This is a genomic window from Acinetobacter sp. CFCC 11171 (genome assembly GCF_003268405.1).
Taxonomy (GTDB): domain Bacteria; phylum Pseudomonadota; class Gammaproteobacteria; order Pseudomonadales; family Moraxellaceae; genus Acinetobacter; species Acinetobacter amyesii.
Window position 1 is genome coordinate 89,405 of the sequence record NZ_LQXP01000003.1, and the last position, 13,214, is coordinate 102,618.

Genomic DNA, 13,214 nt, shown 5'->3' on the forward strand with positions numbered 1-13,214 from the left:
CGGCAACTCAATCATCATGTAGAAAGGATATTGTGCATTTCACAATATCTTTTTTTCTATTAGGATTTTTTAACTGGCGATTTAATCCTTCAATTTCGGGCTTCCACTTAGCCCTTCCATACACGGTATCGGGCCATCAACCAAAGGATCAGCGGCAACAACATGACATTTAGAATATGTTTCAAACTTTGCCCTATACGCCAAAAGCCTCTATCTAAAATATCATGGCGTGCATTAAACAATTCCAATCCCACTGCGACGACCACAACCGTCCAAATCGCATAAGGTGATTTCAATTGGCGGTGATGGCAAAAGGCCACAAAAAAGAACAGTATTAAGCCAAGGTAAATGGAAAGTGCATCGGTGGATAAGTGTGTAATCTGCAATATTTTTTGGTGCCATTCGGACAGCATAGAACGTCTCATACCTATATTTTTATTGGAAATTCATCGTTTTTTTCTTGGCACACTGTATAAAGAAATTGATCAAAAGAAAAGCAAAAAATTCTATATCACAAAAGCAAAACCCGAGTTCTGCATCCTGCAAAACTCGGGTCTATGAGGTTGTGCTTTCACAAGTATTCTTTTTATTTTTTATTGGCTTTCCTTTCCTGCATCCGTTCCGTGATGCTTCCATCGGCTTCGTCTTCCTTAGTGGGATGTTCCGTTCCCAGTTCCATGTGCCGATGAACAAAGAATAAGTCAATACACTTGACCTGACCATTCGTCAGAAGCCGAAAGCTGTGTAAGCTATTTCTTACACTTTTCTCTTAAATCAAACAAAATCAAGGTGCCTTCGTACCATCCTTATAATCACGGGCGATTTCATCAGTCACAATCTTCTCCTCTTCCTCAGCTTTTTCTATACCCTCCTGAATTGCCTCTTGCGCTTCTTGTTCATCTTCATCTGTTTGCTCTAATTCTTCTTGGATTTGCTCAAATACCCTTCCTGTTTGCAGCACCACATAGACTGGAAAATGGTCTGAACCGATATTGGGCAAGCGTTCCATATGTACCAAGGCAAAATCTGTACTATGAAAAATATGGTCGAGCGACCAACGCAGCAGTGGATAATTGGCATGAAAGGTATTTACGAAATGCCGTCCAACACGTGGGTCTAAAAGCCCACTGATTCGTTGAAAGAGTCGTGTAGTACGTGACCATGCCACATCATTCAGGTCCCCCATAACGATGCAACTTTCATCTAAATCTTTAATCTGATCGCCCACAATCAGCAATTCTGCATCGCGTAAAGTTGAATCTTTGGCTTCTGTTGGACTTGGCGGTTTGGGATGTAAACAATACAGTTGAACCTGATTTCCTGATGCTAAGGTGACTCGGGTATGGATCGAAGGAATTTCATCACTGAGAATAAATTTGACTTCAGTTTCACTAAGTTCTAACTTGCTATACAAATGCATCCCATACAAATTATCCAAAGGTACGGGTACGCGATAAGGATAATCAGCTTCAATCACTGCCAATTCATTTTGCCAAGTTTGATCTGTTTCTAGCGTGAGTACCAAGTCAGGTTGATGCTTTTGTATTTGTGCCAATAATAAGTGATATTGAGTATTCGGCGTAAGTACATTTGAGACAATGATTGAAATTTGTTTCTGTTTATCTAACTGGTCTGATCGAACTTTTTTGACTTGTTTTTTCCAAATAAAGGTATAAGGCAAAACCATTTTTAATTGATATGCCAAGGCAGCAATCAACCCAATTAAAATGATTTCACGCGCCAAGTCCCATTCAGCATTCCATAAAATTAAGCCTATGAAGGCAAATATGCCCAAAGCCAAGATTTGCAGACGCGGAAAATCTGCACCACGAAACCACCATTCATCTCGTGGTATGAGTGACCAAAATGTCAACCAAATGACGAAGCCAGCCAGTATTTCAATCCAAATCATTACGCCTCCCTTATATTCTTTATTTTTTATTGATTCATAAATTTATATCAGTTTTGCATGTAACATAAACAAGATATATTGCACAATATTATTGGTGTTTTCATTATGTAGCGCTTGCAGTTATGCGCCCTTTTGGTACACTCGAACCCCCTTTTATTTTTTAACGCACCGAGGCAAAGTGACATGAAAGTAGGTCTGGTCGGTTGGCGCGGGATGGTTGGTTCCGTCCTTATGCAACGTATGGTTGAAGAAAACGATTTCGCTCATTTCGAACCGTTTTATTTCTCTACCAGTAATGCAGGTGGTGAAGCCCCTGCTTTTGGTGGTAAGACTGCCCCAGCACTTATGGATGCAACGGACATTGATAGTCTGAAGCAAATGGATGTCATTATCACCTGCCAAGGTGGCGATTATACAACTGAAGTTTTCCCTAAGCTGAAAGCTGAAAACTGGAATGGTTACTGGATCGATGCTGCATCGACTTTACGTATGGATGATGAAGCGATCATCGTACTTGACCCAGTAAACATGAACGTAATCAAAGACGGCTTAGTGAAAGGCACAAAAACATTCGTGGGCGGTAACTGTACCGTTTCACTTATGCTGATGGGTTTAGGCGGTCTATTCCAAAATAATTTAGTGGAATGGGCAACCTCAATGACTTATCAAGCAGCTTCTGGTGCAGGCGCGCAAAACATGCGTGAACTGATTTCAGGTATGGGCTACTTGTACAACAATACCAAAGATTTACTAGATGACCCACGTTCACCAATTTTAGATATCGATTCTAAAATTGCACAATTACAACGTGGCGAAGGTTTCCCATCTGCAAACTTCGGTGTGCCTTTAGCAGGTTCGCTCATTCCTTATATCGACAAACAACTTGAAAGCGGTCAGTCGAAAGAAGAATGGAAAGGTCAAGTTGAAACCAACAAGATCTTAGGCAACCAGCAAATCGTTCCAATCGATGGACACTGTGTCCGTATCGGTGCGATGCGTTGTCACTCTCAAGCATTGACTTTAAAACTTCGTAAAGATGTTCCACTGGATGAAATCGAAGATATCATCGCAAGTGCCAACGATTGGTCTAAAGTGGTTCCAAATACGCGTGAAGCTTCAATGACTGATCTGACTCCTGTTGCTGTAACTGGCACCTTGTCTGTTCCAGTTGGTCGTCTCCGTAAGCTCAACATGGGTAAAGAATACCTAGGCGCATTCACTGTGGGTGACCAATTGCTTTGGGGTGCTGCTGAACCTTTACGCCGTATGCTAAGAATTCTCATTGATTATAAAACTGCTTAAGCATTTTTAAGTCTATGAACAGGAAGCCGATCACAATTGATCGGCTTTTTTATGTAACTGTCGTGTAAATATTTTACAATTCTTTGACAACTCGCTAATCTATAATTTTCGCCATGCGACATATATTCGAGCTAAAGATTAAGATGACCGTATATAACAAATTAAAGATCGCCATTTTAGCCGTTATTGCATCTCAAAACATTCACGCGATCAGCATTGATCCTGTACAAGTCCAGTCAGCACCCGGGGAATTGCTGTACGCTGAGATTCATTTTCGCCACTCAAACACATCTGTGCCGCTCAATGCAAGTTTAGCCACGGCAGAGGATTTGTTAAGTATGGGTACAGGGCATCAACCACCGGGACATTTAAACTTCTTTACGCGTCGTGATGGTGCAGGCAACGGGGTAATTACCATTACCTCTTCGCGTCCAGTAACCGATGCAGAACTTAATTTTATTGTTAATATTAAAGAAGGGAATGCTTCACGCCTGCAACAAATTCGCACACCATTAAAACGCAATCCAGCGCCGTCGAATGCGAATCAAACACGTGCCAATGAGCGTGCTTTAGCACCTGTCGTTATTGTAAATGAAAAAGATATTGCCTTAAATTTACCTGTCAGCACACTGTATACCGCAAAAGCACCCGTAGCTGCAGAACAACCCTTATTACTCAGTACCAAAGCACCTCCACAGTTAGCACAATTAGCAACGTCAACGCCTGTTGCGATTGAACCTGTCACGCATGTACAAAATTATAGTGTTACGCCTGCGGAGCAACATAGCGGAAGTACTTCATCAGGTGCTGAAACATCAATTTCGCAAGTTACAAAAACCAATTCGACCGGCTCTGTCAGTTCAGAAATGCAAGCCACACAAACTGCAACAGCATCAACTGCAAGATCTCAAGACCCATTGGCACAAAAATTTGCTGCGGAGCAGGCAGCACAAAAACGTGAAAATCCAACAACGACAGCTCAAAAAGCATCTACACCAAAACCAACAAGTACTTCAGCTGCATCGACAGCAACACCAGTGGCAAAATATGTGGTTCGCTCAAATGAAAGCCTTTGGGGGATTGCCTCACGTATTGCGACAGAACAAAACCGCCCTGTCTCTGAAGTCATGCAACAGATTAAAAACAGCAACGAACATGCATTCATTCAAGGCGATGTAAACCGTCTGCGCCGTGGTGCGGCTTTAAATCTGCATGGTATGCAGCAAGCAAAACAGCCTGTCAAAGTCTCTGCGGCAAAACTTGCCAAAGTGCCTTCGAAGCAGTCAGGCAAAACCAAATACCGCTTGAATCAAGCTGAAATGAGTCTGGTTGCAGAGAAAGCGCAAGATTCGGCACAATCTTCTGCCAACAGTGCAGCAGAAAAGAATAAAACTTCGAAAGAGTTGTCATTAAAAGTTATGACATCTCGTGAAAAAACCGTTAAATTACAGAGAAACGTAACTCAATTAGAATTGGCGCTAAATCAAAAGGATCACAGAATTCAATTATTAAATGCTCGTCTTGCTCAACTGCAACAACAGTTGAAAGCTCAACAAGCAGATAAAAGAAGCCAATAAACTAAAACGTTACCAATCAAGATTTTATAGGGATGAGTGCAACTGTATATCGCTCTATCTCCAAGGGGTTAAAACATGCTGATTTATGTGATTCCATTAGTGATCTTAGTGATCGTATTGGTTTTTTTAAACAAACGCCAAAAAGGTCAAGAATCAGATAAAGCCAAACCAACATCCACTAAAACCAAGAAATCGGGTGTTTCAGCCAAAGCGACTCCGAAGAAAACTCAAGTGGTTGAAAGCAGTGTCATTGAAAAAAAATCAATGACGCCATTAACGACCGATGCTCGTGGCAAAATTGAAAAATTAATTGCGGAACGTAATTTCTTTTCTGCTGAAGCGCAAATCAATCAATCATTAAAACGTGATAACTCACAACATGAGTTATATCTATATCTATTAGATATTCACATTTTACAAAAAGACGAATTTGCCATCAGCCAATTGCTGAGCCATATTCGTTCACTTGAACTCGATGAAATTTTAGAACAAGCTGAAGCAAAAAAAGTAGAGTTTGAAAATTCTCAAAATGTGAAAGATGATGCCATTAACTTTGTATCACCGATCACTGAAGAGGCTCCATCAAAAGCTCAAAATACCTCTGATTTTGATGCGTTAATGCAAAGTTCAACAGCTGCACCTGTTGAGCCCAAAGCAGCAGAAATTAAACCACTAGATTTTAATTTCACCACTGAAACACCTGCAAAAGCAGACATTTCTACCCCAGTTGAAAGTGCTCCTGCTGAAAAAATACAGCCGCTTGAATTTGACACGCTTTCAATTTCACCAGAACCTGCACTTGAAGCAACACCAAAAACCGAAGAGATTGCTCAGCCATCTCCTGCCGTTGAAGAAATCAAACCGATTGATTTTGTAATGGACTTTGCCCCAAGCACTGAAGCTGCGGCTGAAACCAAAACAAAAACTGTAGAAGAAAAAATCGAGCCTTTAGATTTTTCATTTACAACAGAAACACCAGCTGTAGAAGAAAACAAAGTTGAAGCTCCAACCTTAAACTTTGACTTAGGTGCTTTTGAAACAGCAAAAACAGAAGACGCGGTTGTCGCTCCTGCAACAGAGATTAACCTTGAGTCTACGCCTGAAGATAAACCTGCCGCACCTGCTTCAAGTGGTGTGAGTTTTGACATTAGCGGTTTAGGCACACCGTCAACCCCATCTGCTACAGACCAAAATGATCCATTGGTTCAATCATTCCCTGAACTGGTTGAAGTCAATGAAATTGAATTGAATCTTGAATTGGCAGCGCAATACATCAAACTGGGTGCTTATGACGCTGCACGTGAAATTTTAACTGAAAAAGAGGCTGAGTTTTCTTCAGCTCAACGTCAACAAGCAGATCAGTTACTGAATCAAATCGCATCTTAAACAAAAGCGATTTAAACTAAAGCAGTCTTTCAAGGCTGCTTTTTTTATGATGAAAAAAATTGCTCTTATTTATATGGGTGGTACTTTCGGTTGTATCGGTGAACCTTTAAGCCCCATGCCAGCGAATGTGTTTTTACCTAAATTACAGCATGTGCTGCCACTGCACCTTAACATTGAATGTTTTGTTGCACCTGTCATTCGTGACAGTAGTGCTTGTACTGCACCCGACTGGCTGGCACTGATCCAACAAATTCAAAGTTTACAATTACAACAATTTCAGCATTTCGTAATTATTCATGGCACAGACACGCTTAGCTATGCCAGCGCCATGCTTGCACACTTTATGGCACAGTCTGCTCATATCGTGCTTACAGGCAGCCAATATCCGCTGTTTAATGTGGCTGGTGACAACACCCGTGAATTTACCGATGCCATCGACAATTTAAATTTTGCATTGGAATCGGTACATCAATCGAGTGTTGGGGTTTATTTGGCCTTTCATCATCAACTGATGCATGCTCAATCCGCATTAAAAGTACATACAACCGATCTGAAAGCCTTTGATGGGCTGCCAGCCACACAGCCACTTTCAATGCTGACATCGCCGTATATTGTTCAAGCCAATGATTTAGACAAAGCAGCTCATTTCAATTGCCTGAATTGGATGTGGCAACCGATAGCAACTGATCTACACAGTCAAAATTTAGCCACCCTGCTTACACACACGCCAGATGTTTTAATTTTGCAAGGTTTTGGTACAGGCAATATTGCCGTTGATGCTGAATTACTCAATGTATTGAAAGCCATACAACAAAAAAATTGCAAAATTATCTTAAGTACACAGGTTGTTCATGGCGGTATAGATCAGCGCTATGCTGTGAGTGACTGGGTCAAAGATAGTGGAATATTACTGAGCAATTGTTTAGGTCATGCAGATCTTTATGCCAAATGTTTGAAAATGTATTTACAATACGGCAGTGCTGCAGACTGGACTGCGCATTGGAACGATTAAGTCATTTGAGGTAACTATGCAACGTTTTGCGATTGGGATTGAGTTTTGTGGCATGCAATACAAGGGCTGGCAAACTCAGCAACCGGGCGTACCAAGCGTGCAAGAAACCATTGAAACCGTCCTCAGCAAAGTAGCCAATGAGCCGATCATGTTGCACGGCGCTGGTCGAACAGATGCCGGCGTCCATGCAACCAATATGGTGGCACATTTCGATACTCAGGCTATTCGTCCCATTCGTGGATGGTTAATGGGCAGCAATAGCCAATTACCTCGTGACATCTCCATCCAATGGATTAAGGAAATGGATCAGGACTTCCATGCCCGCTTTAAAGCGCAAGCACGTCGTTATCGCTATGTGGTCTATAACAATCCACAGCGACCAGCTTTACTGCACAAGCAAGTGACCCATGTTTATGCAAAATTAGATGTGCTAAAAATGCAACGTGCCGCGGCCAAATTTGAAGGCACTCATAATTTCGAAAGCTTCCGTGCCGCAGCCTGTCAGTCCAATCAGCCTGTTCGTCATGTCAGCCATTGCCGTCTGATCCAACACGGATGCTACTTGGTCCTAGATATTCAGGCCGATGGTTTTTTACATCACATGGTGCGTAACATCATGGGCTGTTTGTTGGAAATTGGGCAAGGTATGTATGACGTTGACCATATTGACGATATTTTTGCTGCTGAAGACCGAAAAGCAGCAGGTGTCACCGCACCACCCGATGGACTATATTTTATCCATGCAGACTATCCAGCTCAGTTTGAACTTCCTCAAGTTCCGTTAGGACCACATTGGCTAAATATGCCTGAATAAACAATCCCTCCCAACCTCACTTTCACAGAGAGGGTGTTTCATTTCCGCCATTGCCAGATTCTAAAGATGAAAATCCCCCTTTGAAAAAGGGGGATTCTGTTTAGGGAAGGATTTTATCGAAGATCAACCTTAACGCTGCTTCCGCTTACGATATTCCACAGGCGTTTCATTGGTCCAGCGTTTAAATGCGCGATAGAACGTACTTGGCTCAGAAAAACCCGTTAAGTACACAATGCGCTCCACACTTTCATTGGTATTGGCCAATAATTTTTTAGCCAAACGACAGCGATAGTCTGACAAAATTTGCTGAAAACTGGTATTGGCTTCTGACAACTGAGTCCGTAAACGACGCGGAGTAATGTTGAGCTGCGCAGCGACCGTTTCGAGTGTGGTTTCACCGCTTTCTAGCGTTGAACCAATAGCACGGCGAACTTCACCGACCAAATCATAACGCGCCAACTCCTGAAGTTTTTCAATCGCCAACTGCTCATGCAATTGTAATAACTCAGGTTCTGCCTGCCACAATTGATACTCTAAAATAGCTGGATCAAAATATAATCGGGTTTCTTTTTGCCCTAAGCTCACAGGGCATTCATAAACACGGAAATACTCATCATCTGGCGCGCCCTGACTAAAGTTAAAGTCGATATAAATCGGCTGAAAACGCCCTTCAGTAATAAACTTAAAGAAACGCAAAACACCAGACATCGCGCATTCAGAAAAATGACGATTCACGATATTTTCTGCCCAAGGCTGATGACCATTGGTCAAATAGCAGCGGTCATCTTCAATCACCAATTGTGCATGAAAGGCATCGCTAATTAGGCGTTGATACGCCAAAGCTCGCTTTAAACCTTCACCAAAATTCTCAGATGAAATAAATAAGTGTTCAATCACTTGCCCTCGATATAAAGGCAAATGCTCTCCCAGATGCAAACCAATATCAGGATCCTTACTGACTTCTTCTGCAGCCACCCAGAACGCAAATTGCGCATTCAATGGGGTACGGTCATTGGTTTCAACCTGATTTAATGCCACACCCGCTTTTGTTAAAATTTCTTCTGTTGGCAATCCGGCACGACGAATCGCTTGATACCCTAAACGCAACACAACAGATGCATCAGTTAGCTGACCCACTCCAGAACCTTCCTTGTATGTACTTCATTTATACCTAAAAAGATTGATTTTAGATTAACTGCGATTGACCAAACTGACAACTGTTACTGCACATTTTTTGTTGAAAATATTTAACTGAATTGTTCGCTTATTTTACTGACAGTCGATCAGTTCAAAGCCTTTTACGGCTTGTATTCTGAAAAAAAATTGACTATAATTTGCGCCTTGCTAATTTATTCATTCAGGTAGGCTATGGCCAATAAAGAGGAACTCATCGAGTTCGAAGGCGTTGTCACCGAGACGCTTCCTAATACTATGTTCCGTGTACGTTTAGAAAACGGTCATGAAGTGATTGCTCACATCTCTGGCAAAATGCGTAAACACTATATCCGTATTTTGACTGGCGACAGTGTTAAAGTAGAAATGACACCTTATGATTTGACTAAGGGTCGTATCACTTACCGTGCGCGCTAAGTTTTAGCGAAGCGAAAAAGCCACTTTATCAGTGGCTTTTTTTGTATTTATTTCAATACAATGATAAAAATTGACTGCAAATTTGCTTTACAGTCTAAAAACATAAAAATTCGATTATAAAATTCAAAATATAAGGACATAAAATCATATGAAACATCTAGGATTAGTCGGTGCTATCTTTTGTGTGGCTTGCGCCACGACAGGCCAAAAGCAACTCAATCAATCCCTACAACACTATATTGGACAGCCAGCTGATCAAGTTCGTAAAGAGCTCAACTTGAGTCAATTGGGCTATAAAGTGATGGGAGCACCCGTACAAAGCAACGAAAAACTTAGCTATACCATTTTACGCTCGATGCCAATCCCGATTGGTACACCAAATATCGGCACCAGTATAGCCATGGGCGCCCCTATCCCAACGCCGTCTAAAGGTGGTGTCACTGTCGATATGGAATGTAAAATCGAGTTCAAATTACGCAATCAAATAGTTGAATCCATTGACTATGTTGGTAAAGCTTGTTGATCCTGCATGAGAATACTAGAGGCTAATCTTGCTCGGATGACCGTGTATCAAATGACTACAGTGTTATACAGAGCGAACTGACTAAACTGAATTTATTTCGTGAGGAACTGACCCATGGAATTTATTTTAGAACATCAGGTTTACAAAGATCAGCGTTTTATTCGTCCGATATTGAGCATGGGATGCGTTCTAAGCATTGTATGCTTGGCTGGCTGTAGCACGACATCAACGATATCCTCCGTTGAACGTGAACGCTATTTAACCTCATTTATTGGTCAATCGAGCCAAACGATTCAAGCAGAACTTAATCTCAGCAAACTCGGCTATCAAAGAACCTCTCCCGTAGAGGTCAGTTCTGACTACCTCCGTTATCGTGTCGCACGCCCGATCAGTATTCCTTTACCGATGGCTGAAAATCCCGCAATGGGCATGGGCAGCGGCGCTGCTGTGCCGATTCCCAGTGGAAATACACGCTATGAGGTTGAGTTAAACTGCCTTATTCAATTTCGCTTAAAGCATAATATTGCAACTGATGTCCGATTAACTGGTCGCACCTGTTAGCGCATCAATTCTAAGATTGATAATTTCTAGGCACAAAAAAACGCAGCATAAACGCTGCGTTTTTTGATTCGCCATTAGTTCAATGCAGAAACTACAGCTTGACCCATTTCAACAGTACCGACTTGAGTACTGCCTTCTGACATGATGTCACCTGTACGTAAGCCTTGATCTAAGACGTTACCTACTGCATCTTCAATCGCTTTTGCCGCCGCTTCTTCACGGAAGGTATAGCGCAGCATCATAGCAACAGACAGAATCGTTGCTAATGGGTTCGCAATGTTTTGACCTGCGATGTCTGGCGCTGAACCGTGGCAAGGCTCATACATACCTTTACCATTTTCATCTAAAGAAGCCGATGGCAACATGCCGATAGAACCGGTTAACATCGCCGCTTCATCAGACAAGATATCGCCGAACAAGTTACCTGTCACGATTACATCAAACTGTTTTGGCGCACGGACCAATTGCATGGCAGCATTGTCAACATACATATGAGACAAGTTAATTTCAGGATACTGCTCTTCTTTTAACGCAGTTACAGTTTGTTTCCAAAGCTCAGTCACTTCTAGTACGTTGGCTTTATCCACTGAACATACCTTACCACCACGTAAGTTCGCCATTTCAAAAGCAACTTTGGCAATACGCTTGATTTCAGATTCAGCATATACGTCAGTATTGAAACCTTGTTTTTCGCCGTTTTCGAGTTCACGAATACCACGTGGTTGACCGAAATAGATCCCGCCAGTTAACTCACGTACGATCAAAATATCCAAACCTGCTACGATTTCAGGTTTTAAGCTCGACGCATCTGCAAGCTGCGGATAAAGAATTGCTGGACGTAAATTGGCAAATAAATTTAATTCTGAACGAATTTTTAATAGGCCACGTTCTGGACGAATTGAACGCTCAATGGTATCCCACTTAGGACCACCCACTGCACCCAATAAAATCGCATCAGCAGTCTTCGCTTGTGCTGCTGTTACATCTGGATAAGGTGAACCGTGCGCATCGATCGCTGCACCACCTAAAAGACCTTGTTCCCAAGTCAAACCTAAGTTGAATTTCTCGTTTACACGTGTCAGCACTTGTTCAGCCGCTTTCACGATTTCAGGACCAATACCATCACCTGGTAAAATCAAAATATGTTTTGACATGAGTCTTTCCATTTATACGCTGGCTTGATTACCAGTCAGATTTAAAGTTTCTTTTCTACAAACTCACCAAGTCCTGTGAGGACATTGTACGGTCGGCAGAAACGTCGAATCGTTTTTGCACCTTGCTTTAAGTCTACACAGAGCGGATCAGGCGCAGATTTATCCAGTAAACTGCCTCTGTTTTTTGAACGCTCACGGTACATTTTAAAGGTGTACTCGTGTTTGGACCTAAAGTTGTGAATGACATGCAAGCGCTCTGCTTTTTCCTGAGAAATTGGATAATAGCGAATCACGATTTCATGCTGACCTGTAGGTACAGACAAATACAAAGGATTAGGTTCAGACAATGAACGACCATTCAACCGTACAATGCCTGCTTTAATCGCAGCACGTTGTACACGTTGATTATTTGGATCAACCACTTGTATTTGATCAAAACGCTCAAATTCACAGTGCGCTGTACCTGCACAGTAAATCAAAGCATTATTGTTTGTACTTTCAGTTTCTTTCACATTTTTAATGCGTGCCGTGTCAAAGCTTTGACAGGCAGAGAGCGTTGCAAACAGCGCTCCCGTTACAACCAGCTGACCGAAGAACTTTTTCATTTTTCGAACCCAACCTGATAAATTCTGGCTAACGTATAAATTTTGTTTCGCCTGATATTAACAAGACTTAAGCCGACTGACTACTAAGAAGTTCTACAGTGACACTGACTTAAGCTTTAATTTCTGCAAATACCCAAGGGCGAGATGCTTTGGTTTTTTCTTCATAAGCACGGATATCATCGGCTGCTTGTAAAGTTAAACCGATATCATCCAAGCCATTCAATAGGCAGTGTTTACGGAATGGATCGACATCAAATGTAAATGCTTCACCACTCGGTGTACGTACTTCTTGCGCAGCCAAATCAATGGTTAATTGATAGCCTTCAGATGCAGCACATTCTTTAAATAACTGATCGACGATCTCTTCAGACAAAATCACTGGCAACATGCCATTTTTAAAACTGTTATTAAAGAAAATGTCCGCATAGCTTGGTGCAATGACGGTACGGAAACCATATTCTTCTAATGCCCAAGGCGCATGCTCACGGCTCGAACCACAACCAAAGTTTGCACGAGAGATCAAAATCGACGCACCTTGATAACGCGGTTTGTTCAATTCAAAATCTGGGTTGATTGGACGTTTTGAAATATCTTGACCTAAATAGCCTTCATCCAAATAGCGCAACTCATCAAATAAGTTGGCACCAAAGCCTGTACGCTTAATAGATTTCAAAAACTGTTTTGGAATAATTAAATCTGTATCCACATTGGCACGGTCTAATGGTGCAACGATACCTTGTTCAACGGTATATTTTTTCATGCGATTTGCTCCTATTAG

The 13,214-nt window shown here is 41.8% G+C and carries 14 protein-coding genes; 8 read left to right on the forward strand and 6 right to left on the reverse strand.

The features are described 5' to 3' along the window. Positions 1 to 107: 107 nt before the first annotated feature. Complete coding sequence (locus AVJ20_RS02925; RefSeq protein ID WP_228144755.1) at positions 108 to 413, reverse strand: hypothetical protein; 306 nt, start codon at positions 411 to 413, stop codon at positions 108 to 110. Between the two features lie 371 nt (positions 414 to 784). Continuing rightward, a complete protein-coding gene (locus AVJ20_RS02930) occupies positions 785 to 1,912 on the reverse strand; it encodes an endonuclease/exonuclease/phosphatase family protein (protein ID WP_111884080.1) in 1,128 nt (375 codons plus the stop codon). 183 nt (positions 1,913 to 2,095) lie between these two features. On the opposite strand from AVJ20_RS02930, the gene asd reads away from it, so the two are divergent. From asd to truA, 5 genes are all read left to right on the forward strand, one after another. Continuing rightward, entirely contained in the window at positions 2,096 to 3,214 is a 1,119-nt protein-coding gene (asd, locus tag AVJ20_RS02935) for an aspartate-semialdehyde dehydrogenase (protein WP_111884081.1), read from the forward strand. 143 nt (positions 3,215 to 3,357) lie between these two features. Continuing rightward, entirely contained in the window at positions 3,358 to 4,791 is a 1,434-nt protein-coding gene (locus AVJ20_RS02940) for a hypothetical protein (protein ID WP_111884082.1), read from the forward strand. Positions 4,792 to 4,866: 75 nt separating this feature from the next. Next, the gene (locus AVJ20_RS02945) at positions 4,867 to 6,177 is read left to right on the forward strand and encodes a fimbrial protein FimV (RefSeq protein ID WP_111884083.1); all 1,311 of its coding nucleotides are present in this window, start codon (positions 4,867 to 4,869) and stop codon (positions 6,175 to 6,177) included. A 49-nt stretch (positions 6,178 to 6,226) separates the two neighbouring features. Then, positions 6,227 to 7,189 (forward strand): asparaginase domain-containing protein, encoded by a 963-nt coding sequence (locus tag AVJ20_RS02950; protein WP_111884084.1) that lies wholly within the window; start codon positions 6,227 to 6,229, stop codon positions 7,187 to 7,189. Between the two features lie 16 nt (positions 7,190 to 7,205). Further along, positions 7,206 to 8,003, forward strand: a complete 798-nt coding sequence (truA, locus tag AVJ20_RS02955) for a tRNA pseudouridine(38-40) synthase TruA (protein ID WP_078189716.1) — start codon at positions 7,206 to 7,208, stop codon at positions 8,001 to 8,003. Positions 8,004 to 8,132: 129 nt separating this feature from the next. On the opposite strand, the gene AVJ20_RS02960 is transcribed toward truA, so the two are convergent. Further along, positions 8,133 to 9,140, reverse strand: coding sequence for an AraC family transcriptional regulator (locus AVJ20_RS02960; protein WP_078189717.1), 1,008 nt, complete (start codon positions 9,138 to 9,140; stop codon positions 8,133 to 8,135). A gap of 231 nt (positions 9,141 to 9,371) precedes the next feature. Here AVJ20_RS02960 and infA point away from each other — a divergent pair, with 231 nt between their 5' ends. The 3 genes from infA (at position 9,372) to AVJ20_RS02975 (ending at position 10,677) form a co-directional block, all read left to right on the forward strand. Further along, a complete protein-coding gene (gene infA / locus AVJ20_RS02965) occupies positions 9,372 to 9,593 on the forward strand; it encodes a translation initiation factor IF-1 (protein WP_001284370.1) in 222 nt (73 codons plus the stop codon). Positions 9,594 to 9,741: 148 nt separating this feature from the next. Then, a complete protein-coding gene (locus tag AVJ20_RS02970) occupies positions 9,742 to 10,116 on the forward strand; it encodes a hypothetical protein (protein ID WP_111884085.1) in 375 nt (124 codons plus the stop codon). 114 nt (positions 10,117 to 10,230) lie between these two features. After that, complete coding sequence (locus tag AVJ20_RS02975) at positions 10,231 to 10,677, forward strand: hypothetical protein (RefSeq protein WP_306669366.1); 447 nt, start codon at positions 10,231 to 10,233, stop codon at positions 10,675 to 10,677. 74 nt (positions 10,678 to 10,751) lie between these two features. Here the strand turns inward: AVJ20_RS02975 and leuB are convergent, their stop codons facing one another. From leuB to leuD, 3 genes are all read right to left on the reverse strand, one after another. Beyond that, positions 10,752 to 11,831: a 3-isopropylmalate dehydrogenase gene (leuB, locus tag AVJ20_RS02980; protein ID WP_078189719.1), complete on the reverse strand. Its 1,080-nt coding sequence runs from the start codon at positions 11,829 to 11,831 to the stop codon at positions 10,752 to 10,754. Positions 11,832 to 11,872: 41 nt separating this feature from the next. Continuing rightward, positions 11,873 to 12,436 (reverse strand): hypothetical protein, encoded by a 564-nt coding sequence (locus tag AVJ20_RS02985; RefSeq protein ID WP_111884086.1) that lies wholly within the window; start codon positions 12,434 to 12,436, stop codon positions 11,873 to 11,875. Between the two features lie 109 nt (positions 12,437 to 12,545). Further along, on the reverse strand, positions 12,546 to 13,196 hold the full coding sequence (leuD, locus tag AVJ20_RS02990; RefSeq protein WP_111884087.1) for a 3-isopropylmalate dehydratase small subunit: 651 nt from the start codon (positions 13,194 to 13,196) through the stop codon (positions 12,546 to 12,548). Between the last annotated feature and the right edge of the window lie 18 nt (positions 13,197 to 13,214).